Below are 15,214 nucleotides of genomic sequence, written 5' to 3'. Positions count from 1 at the left end.
ATGAGGCATGAACGCTTCATTCGGTTCGGGAAGATTTGCCCTGCCCTGCCGCATGGGATTATTGAGGAGCTCGCATGACCAAACAAAACGCCTTTACTCGGGAAGACCTGCTGCGCTGCAGTCGCGGTGAGCTGTTCGGCCCAGGTAACGCGCAACTGCCCGCCCCGAACATGCTGATGGTGGATCGCATCACCCATATCAGCGAAGAAGGTGGCAAGTACGGCAAAGGTGAATTGGTCGCCGAGCTGGATATCACCCCTGACCTGTGGTTCTTCGCCTGCCACTTCGAAGGAGACCCGGTGATGCCGGGCTGCCTGGGCCTCGATGCCATGTGGCAACTGGTCGGCTTCTACCTGGGCTGGCAAGGCCTGCCGGGTCGCGGTCGCGCCCTGGGTTCGGGCGAAGTGAAGTTCTTTGGCCAGGTCCTGCCGACCGCCAAGAAAGTCACCTACAACATTCAAATCAAGCGCGTCCTCAAGGGCAAGCTGAACCTGGCCATTGCCGACGGTTCGGTGACTGTCGACGGTCGCGAGATCTATACTGCCGAAGGCCTTCGGGTCGGCGTATTCACTTCCACTGACAACTTTTAAGGGTTATCCGCATGCGCCGCGTCGTTATCACTGGTCTGGGCATCGTTTCTTGCCTGGGCAATGACAAAGAGACCGTCACCGCTAACCTGCGTGCAAGTCGCCCTGGCATCCGCTTCAACCCGGAATATGCCGAAATGGGTCTGCGTAGCCAGGTTTCCGGCTCCATCGACCTGCCCCTCGAAGAACTGATCGATCGCAAGATCTATCGCTTCGTCGGCCACGCTGCCGCCTATGCCTACCTGGCCATGAAAGACGCGATCGCCGACTCCGGCCTGAGCGAAGACCAGGTATCGAACGTACGCACCGGCCTGATCGCCGGCTCCGGCGGCGCATCTACCCTGAACCAGATGGAAGCGCTGGACATCCTGCGCGAAAAAGGCGTGAAACGCGTCGGCCCGTACCGTGTAACGCGGACCATGGGCAGCACCGTTTCGGCTTGCCTGGCCACGCCGTTCCAGATCAAGGGTGTGAACTACTCGATCTCCTCGGCCTGCGCCACCAGCGCCCACTGCATCGGGACTGCCGTTGAGCAGATCCAGCTGGGCAAGCAGGACATCGTATTCGCCGGCGGCGGCGAAGAAGAGCATTGGAGCCAGTCGTTCCTGTTCGACGCCATGGGCGCGCTGTCCACCCAGTACAACGAAACCCCGGAAAAGGCCTCCCGTGCCTACGACGCCAAGCGTGACGGTTTCGTCATCGCCGGCGGTGGCGGCATGGTGGTGGTCGAGGAGCTGGAACATGCCCTGGCCCGTGGCGCGAAGATCTACGCCGAAATCGTCGGCTACGGCGCGACGTCCGACGGCTACGACATGGTTGCCCCAAGCGGTGAAGGCGCCATCCGCTGCATGCAGATGGCGATGTCCACCGTGGATACCCCGATCGACTACCTGAACACCCACGGCACCTCGACCCCGGTCGGCGACGCCAAGGAAATGGAAGGTGTGCGTGCGGTATTCGGTGACAAGGCGCCGAAAATCAGCTCCACCAAGAGCCTGTCGGGTCACTCCCTGGGCGCCGCCGGCGTTCACGAAGCGATCTACTGCCTGCTGATGATGGAAGGCAACTTCATGGCCGGCTCGGCCAACATCGACGAGATCGACCCGGTCGTCGCCGATATGCCGATCCTGACCAAGACCGTCGAAGATGTAAAAATCGACACCGTGATGAGCAACAGCTTCGGCTTCGGTGGCACTAACGCCACCCTGGTGCTGAAACGCTGGCAGGGTAAGTAATCCTGTAGCTTGATCCAATGAAAAGCCCCGACTGGTTCGGGGCTTTTTGCTTTCAGAGCAATCAGTTTCAAGCGGCAAGCTGCAAGAGCAGCGCATTCCAACCACTTTCAGCTTGCAGCTCAAGGCTTGCAGCTGCTTCTACCCTACACCGAAAACCGCGCCACCATCGAATTCAAGTCCACCGCCAGCCGCGACAATTCCTGGCTGGCCGCGCTGGTCTGATTGGCCCCGGTCGACGTCTGGTGCGCCAGGTCGCGAATATTCGTCAGGTTGCGATCCACCTCCCGCGCCACCGCCGCCTGCTGCTCCGAAGCACTGGCGATCACCAGGTTGCGCTCGTTGATCAAGGTGAACGCCGAAGCTATCTCCTCCAACGCCATCCCCGCCGACTTGGCGATCTCCAACGTCGACCGCGCCCGCGTGTTGCTGTGCTGCATCGAGCTGACAGCTTGATCGGTGCCCTGCTGAATACCACTGATCATCTGCTCGATTTCCTGGGTCGACTGCTGGGTGCGATGGGCCAGGGCGCGCACCTCATCAGCCACCACGGCAAATCCGCGCCCGGCATCGCCTGCCCGCGCCGCTTCAATCGCCGCGTTCAGCGCCAACAGGTTGGTTTGTTCGGCGATCGAACGAATCACGTCGAGCACTTTGCTGATGCCATACACCTTCTGCGCGAGGTCCCCAACCTGGGTCGCATTGGCGGTCACGTCGGTGGCCAGGGCCTCGATCGATACCACCGTCTGCCGCACTTGCTCACGCCCTTGTTGGGCAATGCGGTCCGACTCACGGGACGCGTGGGACGTGGCTACCGCATTGCTGGCCACCTCTTCCACCGCCGCCGTCATCTGGTTGACCGCCGTGGCCGCCTGTTCGATTTCCTGGTTCTGCTGCTGCAGGCCGCGCGTGGCATCCTCGGTCACGCAACTGAGCTCCTCAGAGGCTGATGCCAGTTGGTTCGAGGACTGGGCAATCCGTCGGATGGTGTCACGCAGATTTTCCTGCATGCCCTTGAGCGCCCGCTGCAGCCGCGCAGGTTCGTCGTTGCCGCTCACGTGGATCTCACCGGTCAGGTCGCCACCGGCCACACCTTGGGCGAGCTTCAGCGATTGCGCCAGCGGCAACACGATGCTGCGCGTCAGCCACACCGCCAAACCGATGGTGACCAGGGCGGTCAGCAGGATCATCCCGATCACCCAGTTGCGTGATTGGTTGAATACCCGCTGGGCCAGGCTCGCTGCCTGGTTGGCACTGGCTTTGTTCAGGGCGACCAAGTCGCGCAAGCTCATGGCCATGTCATCGGCCAACTGATTCATTTCGCCGTTGACCACGTTGACCGCCGCATCTAGCTGACCCGCCTTGGAAAACGCCATCACCTGTTCCTGACGCTGCAGGTATTGCTGCTCCTGGCTCTTGAAGCGCTCAAACAGCGTGCGCTCCTGCGCCAGCACGATCAGCGCTTCATACAGGGTTTGCCCGTGCTGCAGGCCACTCTTGAGGTCGATGAGTTTCTGCTCGTTCTGCGCCAGCGCCTGGGGGTCGCGATTGACCAGCAGGCGCAGCGTCAGGGCGCGAATGCGCAGCAAGTCCTGGCTCATATCCCCTACGGCCATCACGCTGGGCAGCCAGTTGTTCTCCACCTGGTCCGACTGCTCGCGCATATTGGCCATTTGCAGCAGGGCAAAACCGCCCAAGGCGCACACCATCAGTGCCAGCACGCCAAAGCCCAAGCCAGCGCGTGGCGCGATATTCAAACTACGGATACTCATTGCCAGGATTCCTTCCAAAAGTGCTGCATCTACCTGCAGCGGGACTCTTGGACGTTATCGGCACCTCAGACCATTTACATAAGACACAAACGCGATATCAAGGCGCCCGTTCATCGCGACGCGGCTTGGGCAGGACGGCGAGAAAGTTATCTCGCGCGACCTTGTGGGCAACGTCTTCGGGCAATGCATCGAGGAAAGGATCGAAACGGCGCATTTCCTTACCCAGCTTGTTGAAGCGCCCTACCACGTCGGAGCCCAGCATGAAGCGATCAGGGAAACGCACCACCAGTTTGACCCACTCTGGTCGTGGCTTGCCCGCGTCATCCAGCAGGTACGGGGTGAGCATGCTCCAGGACAGATCGATGTAGAGGTTGGGGTAAGCCTCCAGCAGGCGATTCAAGGTGGGCAGCAAGAACTTCATTTGCACCTGATGGCGGTGGATTTCCTTGCTGGTACCGGCGTGAGCCCAGATAAAGCGCGTGTGCGGGTGGTTGCGCAGCGGCTGCTCGACTTCGGCGAGGTACAACGGGTTGCGCTCGCGCTTGGAGGTGATGTTGGAGTGCAGCATCACCGGCAGGTCGTTCTCCGCCGCCAAGTGATAGATACGCGTCATGGCTTCGTTATTGGCGCGCGGTGTATCGCCCGAGGTCAGCGCGGTGAGATCATCGTGACGAGTAAACACTTCACCGATGCCCTGCCACAGCCCCGGGTTGAGGTCGAGCATGCGCTGAATATGGGCAGCAGAATTCTTGTCGTTGGGATTGAAACCGGCCAGGAACGGATGAAAGCGCTGGCGCTGCTCAGGGGTCAGTTTATTGACCGCGGCGGCGACGATGACATCAGTGGCGCTGTACCAATAGGCATCGGCGTCGTCACCCGCGTAATAGCGCGGGCGCTTGGGTTCGTCTTCATGCCATTTCTTGGCCACCGGAATACCGGAAATCATCACATGTTCGACGCGATTGTCCGCCATGGCCTTGAGCAGCGCGTCCATGCCCGCGGTTTCCTGGAAAAAGTCCACGTAATGCAGGTGCGCATCGCTGTAGGCATACTCGCGGGCCTGCACGGCAAGGCTGCTGGCGGCGAGCAACAGGGCAAAACTCACACGGGTCCAGAACACGGCGGGATACCTCGATAGCGACTGATACGGGTAGACCCTGCGCCATGCATCGCGGTTCAGCAGGGACAAAAACCTGGAACACCCGCTGCCAGCATGTTCTATTACTGCATGACCGTCATCCACAGCCTTGTGAGGTTCGCCATGCCTGTTACCGTCAATACGCTGAATGCTGAAAACTTCCGCCACAGCGTCAATATCAACAACCATGAGCTGTTTACCGACCTGCCCAAGAGCCTCGGGGGCGACGATTCAGCGCCCTCTCCCCACGACTATTTCGATGCTGCGCTGGCTTCGTGCAAAGCTTTGACCGTCAGGCTCTACGCGCAGAAAAAGAACATTCCCCTCACCGGGGTAACCGTAGAAGTCACCCACGACGCTGCCGAAGAGACAAAAGGCAAATACAAGCTCAACGTCACACTGACCCTCAAGGGCGTACTCACCGACGCACAGCGCGATGAACTGCACCGCGTCGCCGACAAGTGCCCGGTGCACAAACTGATGACCACCGCCGAAGTCAGCATCGAGACAACACTGTCGGAAGGCGCCTTCAGCCAGTAACACCCATTTCCGGTCGAGCGGGTTATGCTCAGCGTCATCGAACCCGCTCAGACAGGGATGCCCCTCATGACCACCCTCACCGTGATCCGCCCTCGCCCCGAAGACGTGGAAGGCCAGCCCATCCTGCGCCCGCTGCCATCGCGTGAATGCCGCAGCGTCGGGCCTTTCGTATTTTTCGACCATATGCTGTCTACACGGTATGCGCCGGGCAGTGGGATGAATATCCGTCAGCATCCGCATATCGGGCTGTCTACCCTCACCTATCTGTTCGAAGGCGCGCTGCAGCACAAAGACAGCCTGGGTTCGGACCAGGTGGTGCAGGCTGGCGATGTCAGCTGGATGACGGCCGGCAGTGCCATTGCCCACGTCGAGCGCACACCCGAAGCGGTCAAGGCCATCGGTTTTACGCTGCATGGCCTGCAAGTGTGGCTGGCATCGCCCAGGGACCATGAAACCGGGCCTGGCCACTACAGCCATCATCCGGCGGCAAGTTTGCCGGCCAGCGACAACCTGGGCGTGCAGGTGCGCCTGATCGCCGGCAGCGGGTTCTGCCTCAAATCGCCCGTACCGGTGCTGTCGCCCACGCTGTATGCCGAGGTGCGGATGCAGACCGCCACTACCCTGCTGATCCCCGATGAGCATGAAGAACGCGCGGTGTATGTGCTGGACGGTGACGCGCAACTGGACGGGGAGGCTCTAGAGGTGCATAGCCTGGTGGTTTTACCGACCGGGCAGGCGATGACCCTGTATGCCGAGAGTGACTGCCACTTGGTAATAGTGGGCGGCGCGCCGCTGGATGGACCACGGCGGATCAACTGGAACTTTGTGGCGAGCGATCCGGCGGTGATCGAACAGGCGCGGCAGCGCTGGGCAGCTGGGGATTGGCCGACGGTGCCGGGGGAGTCTGAAAGGATTGAGTTGCCTGTGAAATAGCTATCGGGGGCAAGCGCCCCTCCCACACTTGAACTGCGAATACTTTCAAAATGTGGGAGGGGGCTTGCCCCCGATAAGGCCATGACTGACGCTGAAAAATCAGCCCTTGAACACTTCATCCAGCAAGTTATGCATCGACTGGAAAGCCCGTGCAGCGGTCTTGGCGTCGTACATCATCTTGCCTGGCACATTGGCATGGGGGTCGGTAAACGAATGCACCGCGCCACCATAGCTGAGCAACTGCCAATCCACGCCCGCTGCGTTCATTTCATCTTCGAATGCCGGCAGTTGTTCTTTGGGTACCAGCGGGTCCGAGGCGCCATGCAGTACCAGGACTGAGCCCTTGATGTTCTTCGCATCCGCAGGATTGGGCGTGTCGAGGGTGCCATGAAACGATACGGCCGCTTTCAGCGGTGCACCGGTACGGGCCAATTCCAGCGAGCAGCAACCGCCAAAGCAGAAGCCGAAGGTCGCCAGCTTCGAGGTATCGACTGCCGCCTCAGTCTGGCCTTGCAGCTGTTCGAAGGCAGCCTGCATGCGCTTGTTCAGCAATGGACGGTCGTTCTTCAACGGCATCATCGCCGCGCCCGCCTCATCGCCGTTCGAAGGACGCACGGTTTGCCCGTAGAGGTCGGCGATCAATACCACGTAGCCTTTGCCGGCAACGCTCTTGGCGATCTCTTCGGCCCCCGCGCTCACGCCCATCCAGTTCGGGGCCATCAGCAGGCCCGGCAGCGGGCCTTGGTGGCTGGCATCGAACGCCAGGCGGCTTTCGTAAGACTGGCCATCAATCTGATAGACCACGGAACGTACTGTGACTTGGCTCATGATTCACTCCAGTTGAGGTGTGCTAAAACGAAAAAACCCGCCGAAGCGGGTTTTTCTACAACGGTGTTAAACCGACAGTTCAACCAACAGCTTGTTCAGTCGGCGCACGTAAGCGGCCGGGTCCTTGAGGCTGTCGCCAGCGGCCAGGGCCGCCTGGTCGAAGAGGATGTGCGACAGGTCGCCAAACCGCTCTTCGCTCTGCTCACCGTCGAGCTTCTCGATCAGCGGGTGAGCCGGGTTGAATTCGAAGATCGGCTTGGAATCCGGCACCTTCTGCCCGCTGGCTTCGAGGATCTGACGCATCTGCATGCCCAGGTCCTGCTCGCCAATGGCCAGAATCGCTGGAGAATCGGTCAGTCGATGGGAAACCCGCACTTCGCTGACCGCGTCGCCCAGCGACGCCTTGATCCGCTCGACCAGGCCTTCCTTGGATTTGGCCACTTCTTCAGCGGCTTTCTTGTCCTCCTCGGAATCCAGGTTGCCCAGGTCCAGGTCACCACGCGCCACGTCCACAAAGGACTTGCCGTCGAACTCGGTGAGGTAGCTCATCAGCCACTCATCGATGCGGTCGGTCAGCAGCAGCACTTCGATGCCTTTTTTGCGGAAGACTTCCAGGTGCGGGCTGTTTTTGACCTGAGCGTAGGTTTCGCCGGTGAGGTAGTAGATCTTGTCCTGACCTTCCTTGGCGCGAGCCAGGTAGTCGGCCAGCGACACAACCTGCTCGCCGTCTTCACCTTGAGTCGAGGCAAAACGCAGCAGGCCGGCGATTTTTTCCTTGTTGGCGAAATCTTCTGCCGGGCCTTCCTTGATGACCTGACCGAAGTTTTTCCAGAAGCCCTTGTATTTCTCAGGCTCGTTCTTCGCCAGTTTTTCCAGCATGTCGAGTACACGCTTGGTCAACGCCGACTTCATGGAGTCGATGATCGGGTCTTTTTGCAGGATTTCCCGCGACACGTTCAGCGACAGGTCGTTAGAGTCGACTACACCCTTGATGAAACGCAGGTACAGCGGCAGGAACGATTCGGCCTGGTCCATCACGAACACACGCTGTACGTAAAGCTTCAGGCCCTTCGGCGCCTCGCGCTGGTACAGGTCGAACGGCGCACGGGCCGGCACGTACAGCAGCGAGCTGTATTCCAGCTTGCCTTCGACCTTGTTATGGCTCCAGCTCAGCGGGTTCTCGTAGTCGTGGCCGATGTGCTTGTAGAACTCCTGGTATTCCTCGTCCTTGATCTCGGTACGCGGACGGGTCCACAGGGCGCTGGCGCGGTTGACGGTTTCCCATTCAAGCGCCGGTGTCTCCTCGCCTTCGGCAGCCGTTTGTTCTTTCGGCAACTCGATCGGCAAGGCGATGTGGTCGGAGTATTTCTTGATGATGTTGCGCAGGCGCCAGCCATCGGCGAATTCGTCTTCGCCCTCTTTCAGGTGCAGCACGATACGGGTGCCGCGGTCAGGCTTGTCGAGGGTGGCGATTTCAAACTCGCCCTCGCCTTTCGACGCCCAATGCACACCCTCGCTGGCGTCGAGGCCGGCACGACGGCTGAACACTTCAACCTTGTCGGCAACGATAAAGGCCGAGTAGAAGCCCACGCCGAACTGGCCGATCAGGTGAGAATCTTTTTTCTGGTCGCCCGACAGGTTTTTCATGAAGTCGGCGGTGCCGGATTTGGCGATGGTCCCCAGGTGGGTGATCGCATCGTCACGGCTCATGCCGATACCGTTGTCTTCGAGGGTGACGGTCTTGGCGTCTTTGTCGTAGCTCACACGGATTTTCAGTTCCGCGCCACCTTCCAGCAACTCGGGCTTGGACAGGGCTTCGAAACGTAATTTGTCGACAGCGTCAGAGGCGTTCGAGATCAATTCGCGAAGGAAAATTTCCTTGTTGGAATACAGCGAATGGATCATGAGGTGCAGCAGTTGCTTCACCTCGGTCTGGAAGCCCAGGGTTTCCTTTTGAGTTTCCACACTCATGGTCATCAAACTCCAATTGGATGGCAGTGGCCGCGCCCGAAAGGGTTAGCAGCGGGTTGTCATCAAAGTTGGGGGCTCCAACCTGGATTTCAAGGGCGCGGTAATTCCTCGATCTTGAAATGTGCGCGAGCGGTGGCAATCGGCTCGGTTTGGGCGGTTTGCCAGGCGGTGATCGCCACATTGGCTACACGCCGCCCCTGGCGGCATACCTGGCATGTGGCGTAGGTGTCGCGGAACTGGCCGGCGCGCAGGTAATCCAGGGAAAAATCGATGATCTTCGGCAGGCCCGGCGCGCCAGTGGATACCAACAGGTGCAACGCCGCTGACAACTCCATGAACCCGGCGATTACCCCGCCGTGCAACGCCGGCAATATAGGGTTACCAATATTGTCCTTGTTGGCCGGCAGGCGAAACAGCAGGTCGTTTCCTGAGCGTGTGCATTCAACACCAATCAGCTTCGCGTAGGGCACCAGATCAAGCAGGGCCTCGTAATGACCGCGCTCAAGCGCTTGCTCCAGGCGGGTCTTGAATCGATGGGTCATACGTGTTCTCCCTTGATCGCGCTGCCCAGTCCTTGCGTACCCTTGAGGCGCTTGCCCATGCGCATGAAGGTGCCCACCACGTGGGCGATGGGTTGCTGCGGATCGTCCTGATAGGCAAAGCCGCGGGTGAAGATCACGTCGCTGGTCACGCGGTAGCATTGGGCGAAGCCGTACACGGGTTTATGCGGCTCGGCCGGATGCATGTAGTCGATGCGCAAATCCAGGGTCGGACATACCTCGAACTCGGGCAATACGCACAGCGTGGCCATGCCGCAGGCGGTGTCCATCAAGGACGTCAGCGCGCCACCGTGGATGACGCCGGTTTGGGGATCACCAACGATATGCGGGCCGTAAGGCAAAACCAGCGTCATGCCCTCCTGCGTCGCAGCATGCACAGTCATCCCCAGTACCTGGCAATGGCGAAGCGCCGAAACAAAGCGAGTGGCGCGGTCTAACAAAGGGGTTTGGCTCATTGTTTTTAAATTCTTATTAGTGTGGATGGGCCGGATAGGGAATAATTTGGAAAGTTCCTGGCGAAAAGCTTTATATATCTTTGGAACAAAAGGAACTAATGCTGGCCCCTTGAGTTCGAAAGGCCAGTAGATATCTTCAATAAGGAGAAACACCATGCGCAAGACATTAGCTATTTCCATGATGCTGGCCGCTGCACTCGGTCTGGCTGCCTGCGACAAGAAATCCGAAGACAAAGCGCAAGACGCCGCTGCACATTCTGAGCAAGCTCAGCAAGACATGGCGAAGGCACAGGATAAAGTGAACGACGCTGCGAAAGAAAATGCCGATGCTGCCAAAGCTCAGGCTGAATCGAACGCTGCCGCCGCTAAAGAAGCTGCACCTGCCGCACCTGCAGAACCTGCCAAGCAGTAATTGCACGGTGTAGTGCTGTAGTGCTGCAAAAGAAAGCCCGCTTATAGAGCGGGCTTTTCTTTGTCTGCTGTTTTTATCCAGGCGTTTAAGACGCGTTCTCTTTTGCAGCATCTGCAGGCTGCATATTCGTCGGCGTATACACCATTACCTGCAATACGTCGGAATGAAACTCACGGCGGTAAAGCACTAATACCACCCCGCTGCTCATCAACATGAACAACCATGGGCTGACAAACCAGGCCAGCATGGTCATGCCGAAGTAATAAGCGCGCAGGCCAAAGTTGAACTGGTTGGCCGCCATCGAAATCACCCGCGCCGCCCGCAAGGCAAATGCATTGCGCTCCTGTTCCGACACATGCCGCTCACCAATCATCGGTGCAGAGCCCACCAGCACTGCGGCAAAGTTGTACTGGCGCATGCACCAACTGAAGGTGAAGAAGGCGTAGACGAACACCAGTGCCAGGCACAGCAACTTGATCTCCGACATGCCCTGGGAGGCCTGCTGCACCATCGGGATATCCGCCAGCAACGACACGGCTCGCTCGGAAGCACCCAGTACGGTCAGGATGCCGGCGAGAATGATCAACGTGCTGGAGGCGAAGAACGAGGCATTACGCTCCAGGTTGCCGATCACGCTGGCGTCGGCAATGCGGTTATCACGCAGCAGCATACGGCGCATCCAGTCTTCGCGGTACAGGTGCAGCACGCTGGCCAGGCAAGCCGTGTCGCGGGCCTTCCAAGTGGCGTAGCGGGTATAGCCGCCCCAACACAGGATGAACCAGAAGGCGGCAAGCAGATGGACTTGATTGGTTTCGACAAACGACATGTGGGCCCTTGTTCACAGTTTCCATTTGAGAAATGAGTCATCTGTTCGACGCTAGCTCAAACAAAAAGACACTGCATGACGCCCATAAAAAATGCCCCGTATCGATTGATACGGGGCATTTCAGTGACGCGTGAAACCGTTGTTACGCGATAGCTTCGCTGCGCTTGCCCAGCATGCGATCGATCACCACCGCCACGACCAGGATCATCACTGACGGCACCAGCCACGCCAGGCCCTGCTCGCTCAACGGTAAGTGAGTCAGTTGCGCCGGCATCCAATCCGCCAGGCCCGCCCCCTTGAGCGCGTCAATGCAGCCGAAGATAAACGAAACCAGCATCACCGGGCCGACGATACGGCCCTGCTCCTGCCAGAAGCCCTTACAGAAGCTCAGCGCCACCAACACGATGCAGGGCGGGTAGATGGCGGTGAGCACCGGAATGGAGAACGCGATCAGCTTGGTCAGGCCCAGGTTGGACACGAACAGCGAGAACAGCGCAAGGATCACCACCAGGGTCTTGTACGACAGCGGCAACACACGGCTGAAATACTCGGCGCAGGCGCAGGTCAGGCCCACGGCAGTGACCAGGCAGGCCAGGGAGATCAGCACCGCCAGGAAACCGCTGCCCAGGGAGCCGAAGGTATGTTGCACATAGGCATGCAGCACCGCAGCACCGTTACTGGCGCCTGCGGCCACGGCATGGCTGCCCGAACCCAGGCGGAACAGGCTGATATACACCAGTGCCAGGCCGACGCCGGCAATCAGTCCGGCAATGATCGCGTAACGGGTGATCAACTTGGGCGATTCAACGCCACGGGAGCGAATCGCGTTGACGATGACGATGCCGAATACCAGCGCGCCGAGGGTATCCATGGTCAGGTAGCCATTGATAAAGCCCTGGGAGAACGGCGCAGCGACGTATTCCGGCGTGGCGACACCGACATCACCGGCCGGCAAGGCAAACGCGGCAATGCCGAGGATAGCCAGCGCGATGATCTTCAGCGGCGCGAGAAAACGCCCAACGGTGTCCAGCAGGCGCCCCGGGTAAAGGGACACGAAAAACACCACCAGGAAATACACCGAGCTGTAGAGGAACAGCGCCAGCGGGCTTTCTCCGGTCAGTGGCGCCAGGCCCACTTCGAACGATACCGTCGCGGTACGCGGCGTGGCGAACAGCGGCCCTACCGCCAGGTACGCCGCCGCCGCGAGCAGGCCGCCGGCGATCTTGCCGATCGGGCTGCTCAACGCATCCATACCGCCGCCGACCTTGGCCAGCGCGATCACGGTAACGACCGGCAGGCCGACCGCGGTAATCAGGAAACCCAGGGCCGCCATCCAGACATGAGGCCCGGACTGCAAGCCAACGATCGGCGGGAAGATGATGTTGCCGGCGCCCACGAACAGGGCGAAGGTCATAAAGCCCAACGCCAGGATATCCTGGCTTTTCAACACTTTCATTTGAGGAAATACCACACTACTGAATCGGAATTTAGAGAGGGCTTCCCTATGGATGAGGGAAATGCTGCCGGTCCTGATCGGGACCGACCGGTCCAGCGCGGGGCTTCCTTTTGGGAGGCGCACGCATAAAGAGGCGGCTAGGTTACAGAATTGGGCTGACAAACGCACTGTTGCGGGGCGGACTGTCCGATAAGCGACATCTTGATGTCGCATTTTCATACTTAATTTGGCAATGCAGACAAAATGTGGGAGGGGCTTGCCCCCGATTGCAGTGTGTCAGTCACTTGGTTGTGAACTGGAGCACCGCTATCGGGGGCAAGCCCCCTCCCACATCGGTTAGCGCAATTCCCAGAAAGCACAAAGGCCACCCGAAGGTGGCCTTTGTGTGGAGGGAGCGTCAGTTAAGCGCGAGGCTTACTTGACGGCCCAACCGGTCAGCTCGGCCAGGGCCTTGCCGATGTCTGCCAGCGAACGCACGGTTTTGACGCCTGCGTCTTGCAGTGCAGCGAATTTCTCGTCTGCAGTGCCTTTGCCGCCAGAGATGATTGCGCCAGCATGGCCCATGCGCTTGCCCGCAGGGGCAGTCACACCAGCGATGTAGGAAACAACCGGCTTGGTCACGTGTGCCTTGATGTAGGCAGCGGCTTCTTCTTCAGCCGAACCGCCGATCTCACCGATCATCACGATCGCTTCGGTCTTCGGGTCTTCCTGGAACAGCTTCAGGATGTCGATGAAGTTGGAGCCCGGGATCGGGTCACCGCCGATGCCGACGCAAGTCGACTGACCGAAACCGGCGTCAGTGGTCTGCTTCACAGCTTCGTAGGTCAGGGTGCCGGAACGGGAAACGATACCGACCTTGCCTGGCAAGTGAATGTGACCTGGCATGATGCCGATCTTGCATTCGCCTGGGGTGATCACGCCTGGGCAGTTAGGGCCGATCAGGACTACGCCCAGCTCGTCGCACTTAACTTTAGCGTCCAGCATGTCCAGGGTAGGAATGCCTTCGGTGATGCACACGATCAGCTTGATGCCGCCGAATGCCGCTTCCAGGATCGAGTCCTTGCAGAAAGGAGCTGGAACGTAGATAACGCTGGCGGTGGCACCAGTTTTTTCTACAGCATCTTTCACGGTGTTGAACACTGGCAGGCCCAGGTGCTCGGTGCCGCCTTTGCCTGGCGTTACACCGCCAACCATCTTGGTGCCGTATTCGATGGCTTGCTGGGTGTGGAAACTACCTTGCGAACCGGTAATACCCTGGCAGATAACTTTGGTGTCTTTATTGATCAGGACGCTCATTATTTGCCCTCCGCAGCTTTGACAACTTGTTGAGCAGCGTCGGTCAGGCTGGTAGCCGCGATGATGTTCAAACCGCTTTCTGCCAGTACTTTAGCGCCCAGTTCAGCGTTGTTACCTTCAAGGCGGACAACAACCGGGATTTTAACGCCAACTTCTTTCACTGCACCGATGATGCCTTCGGCAATCATGTCGCAACGAACGATGCCGCCGAAGATGTTGACCAGTACCGCCGCGACGTTGGAGTCGGACAGGATGATCTTGAACGCTTCGGTAACGCGTTCCTTGGTAGCGCCACCACCTACGTCGAGGAAGTTGGCTGGTTTGCCGCCATGCAGGTTGACGATGTCCATGGTACCCATGGCCAGGCCGGCACCGTTGACCATGCAGCCGATGTTACCTTCCAGGGCTACGTAGTTCAGTTCGAACTTGGCAGCGTGCGCTTCGCGCGGATCGTCCTGGGACGGATCGTGGAACGTCTTCAGCTTGGGCTGACGGTACATGGCATTGGCGTCGATGTTGATCTTGGCGTCGAGGCAGTGCAGATCGCCGTCAGCCTTGATCACCAGCGGGTTCACTTCCAGCAGGGCCAGATCGTGATCCTGGAACAGTTTGGCCAGGCCTACGAAGATCTTGGCGAACTGGGCAACCTGCTTGCCTTCCAGACCCAGCTGGAAAGCCAGCTCGCGACCCTGGAATGGCTGAGCGCCAACCAGTGGATCGATAGTGGCCTTCAGAATTTTTTCTGGGGTTTCGTGAGCGATCTTCTCGATGTCCACGCCACCTTCGGTGGAAGCCATGAACACGATGCGACGGCTCGAACGGTCAACGACAGCGCCCAGGTACAGCTCTTTAGCGATATCAGTGCACGATTCAACCAGGATCTTGGTGACTGGCTGGCCATTGGCATCAGTCTGGTAAGTCACCAGACGCTTGCCCAGCCACTGCTGTGCGAAGGCCTTGGCGTCTTCTTTGCTGCGAACCAGCTTAACGCCGCCCGCTTTACCGCGACCACCGGCGTGGACCTGGGCTTTGACAACCCACTCGCTGCCGCCGATTTTGTCGCAAGCTTCTGCTGCTGCTTCCGGGGTGTCTACTGCGTAGCCCTTGGAAACTGGCAGGCCGTATTCAGCGAACAGCTGCTTACCCTGATACTCGTGAAGATTCATGCTTTTTACCGTCTTCGTTAGGTACTGCGCATTCGGCGCTGC

Annotated in this window: 15 protein-coding genes and 1 pseudogene; 5 read left to right on the top strand and 11 right to left on the bottom strand. The window is 59.2% G+C overall.

Annotation, left to right across the window (positions count from 1 at the left end; all coding sequences use genetic code 11):
• The first annotated feature begins 74 nt into the window (after window positions 1–74).
• Both fabA and fabB read left to right on the top strand, forming a co-directional pair.
• A complete protein-coding gene (fabA, locus tag C4J94_RS09115; protein ID WP_003210552.1) occupies window positions 75–590 on the top strand; it encodes a 3-hydroxyacyl-[acyl-carrier-protein] dehydratase FabA in 516 nt (171 codons plus the stop codon).
• Window positions 591–601: 11 nt separating this feature from the next.
• Window positions 602–1,822 (top strand): beta-ketoacyl-ACP synthase I, encoded by a 1,221-nt coding sequence (gene fabB / locus C4J94_RS09110; RefSeq protein ID WP_124366438.1) that lies wholly within the window; start codon window positions 602–604, stop codon window positions 1,820–1,822.
• A 143-nt stretch (window positions 1,823–1,965) separates the two neighbouring features.
• On the opposite strand, the gene C4J94_RS28090 is transcribed toward fabB, so the two are convergent.
• From C4J94_RS28090 to C4J94_RS09100, 3 genes and pseudogenes are all read right to left on the bottom strand, one after another.
• Entirely contained in the window at window positions 1,966–2,829 is an 864-nt protein-coding gene (locus C4J94_RS28090) for a methyl-accepting chemotaxis protein (protein WP_372240892.1), read from the bottom strand.
• Window positions 2,821–3,591 (bottom strand): annotated as a pseudogene (locus C4J94_RS28085) (MCP four helix bundle domain-containing protein); the annotation flags it as partial. The gene C4J94_RS28090 and the pseudogene C4J94_RS28085, both read right to left, overlap by 9 nt.
• Before the next feature lie 97 nt (window positions 3,592–3,688).
• Window positions 3,689–4,711, bottom strand: coding sequence for an amidohydrolase family protein (locus C4J94_RS09100; protein WP_124385844.1), 1,023 nt, complete (start codon window positions 4,709–4,711; stop codon window positions 3,689–3,691).
• Window positions 4,712–4,852: 141 nt separating this feature from the next.
• Between C4J94_RS09100 and C4J94_RS09095 the strand changes: the two genes are divergently transcribed.
• Both C4J94_RS09095 and C4J94_RS09090 read left to right on the top strand, forming a co-directional pair.
• A complete protein-coding gene (locus C4J94_RS09095; RefSeq protein ID WP_124385843.1) occupies window positions 4,853–5,269 on the top strand; it encodes an OsmC family protein in 417 nt (138 codons plus the stop codon).
• A 66-nt stretch (window positions 5,270–5,335) separates the two neighbouring features.
• Window positions 5,336–6,202, top strand: a complete 867-nt coding sequence (locus C4J94_RS09090; RefSeq protein ID WP_124385842.1) for a pirin family protein — start codon at window positions 5,336–5,338, stop codon at window positions 6,200–6,202.
• Between the two features lie 99 nt (window positions 6,203–6,301).
• Here C4J94_RS09090 and C4J94_RS09085 read toward each other — a convergent pair whose 3' ends face one another.
• The 4 genes from C4J94_RS09085 to C4J94_RS09070 form a co-directional block, all read right to left on the bottom strand.
• Entirely contained in the window at window positions 6,302–7,030 is a 729-nt protein-coding gene (locus tag C4J94_RS09085) for a dienelactone hydrolase family protein (RefSeq protein ID WP_124385841.1), read from the bottom strand.
• Between the two features lie 66 nt (window positions 7,031–7,096).
• Window positions 7,097–9,001 (bottom strand): molecular chaperone HtpG, encoded by a 1,905-nt coding sequence (gene htpG, locus C4J94_RS09080; RefSeq protein WP_124385840.1) that lies wholly within the window; start codon window positions 8,999–9,001, stop codon window positions 7,097–7,099.
• Window positions 9,002–9,090: 89 nt separating this feature from the next.
• On the bottom strand, window positions 9,091–9,543 hold the full coding sequence (locus tag C4J94_RS09075) for a PaaI family thioesterase (protein WP_124385839.1): 453 nt from the start codon (window positions 9,541–9,543) through the stop codon (window positions 9,091–9,093).
• Window positions 9,540–10,016: a PaaI family thioesterase gene (locus tag C4J94_RS09070; protein WP_124385838.1), complete on the bottom strand. Its 477-nt coding sequence runs from the start codon at window positions 10,014–10,016 to the stop codon at window positions 9,540–9,542. The genes C4J94_RS09075 and C4J94_RS09070 overlap by 4 nt, the downstream gene beginning before the upstream one ends.
• 154 nt (window positions 10,017–10,170) lie before the next feature.
• Here C4J94_RS09070 and C4J94_RS09065 point away from each other — a divergent pair, with 154 nt between their 5' ends.
• Window positions 10,171–10,428: a hypothetical protein gene (locus C4J94_RS09065; RefSeq protein WP_057722672.1), complete on the top strand. Its 258-nt coding sequence runs from the start codon at window positions 10,171–10,173 to the stop codon at window positions 10,426–10,428.
• Between the two features lie 85 nt (window positions 10,429–10,513).
• Here C4J94_RS09065 and C4J94_RS09060 read toward each other — a convergent pair whose 3' ends face one another.
• From C4J94_RS09060 to sucC, 4 genes are all read right to left on the bottom strand, one after another.
• Window positions 10,514–11,254 (bottom strand): DUF599 domain-containing protein, encoded by a 741-nt coding sequence (locus tag C4J94_RS09060; protein ID WP_124385837.1) that lies wholly within the window; start codon window positions 11,252–11,254, stop codon window positions 10,514–10,516.
• A gap of 142 nt (window positions 11,255–11,396) precedes the next feature.
• On the bottom strand, window positions 11,397–12,710 hold the full coding sequence (gene brnQ, locus C4J94_RS09055; RefSeq protein WP_124385836.1) for a branched-chain amino acid transport system II carrier protein: 1,314 nt from the start codon (window positions 12,708–12,710) through the stop codon (window positions 11,397–11,399).
• A gap of 414 nt (window positions 12,711–13,124) precedes the next feature.
• Window positions 13,125–14,006, bottom strand: a complete 882-nt coding sequence (gene sucD, locus C4J94_RS09050) for a succinate--CoA ligase subunit alpha (protein ID WP_003233233.1) — start codon at window positions 14,004–14,006, stop codon at window positions 13,125–13,127.
• A complete protein-coding gene (sucC, locus tag C4J94_RS09045; RefSeq protein WP_003190011.1) occupies window positions 14,006–15,172 on the bottom strand; it encodes an ADP-forming succinate--CoA ligase subunit beta in 1,167 nt (388 codons plus the stop codon). Before sucC ends, sucD begins: the two co-directional genes overlap by 1 nt.
• Window positions 15,173–15,214: the final 42 nt, after the last annotated feature.

This window comes from Pseudomonas sp. R5-89-07 (assembly GCF_003851685.1).
Classification (GTDB): domain Bacteria; phylum Pseudomonadota; class Gammaproteobacteria; order Pseudomonadales; family Pseudomonadaceae; genus Aquipseudomonas.
The sequence above is the reverse complement of the archived record's forward strand: the minus strand, read 5'-3'. Positions and strand labels throughout refer to the sequence as shown.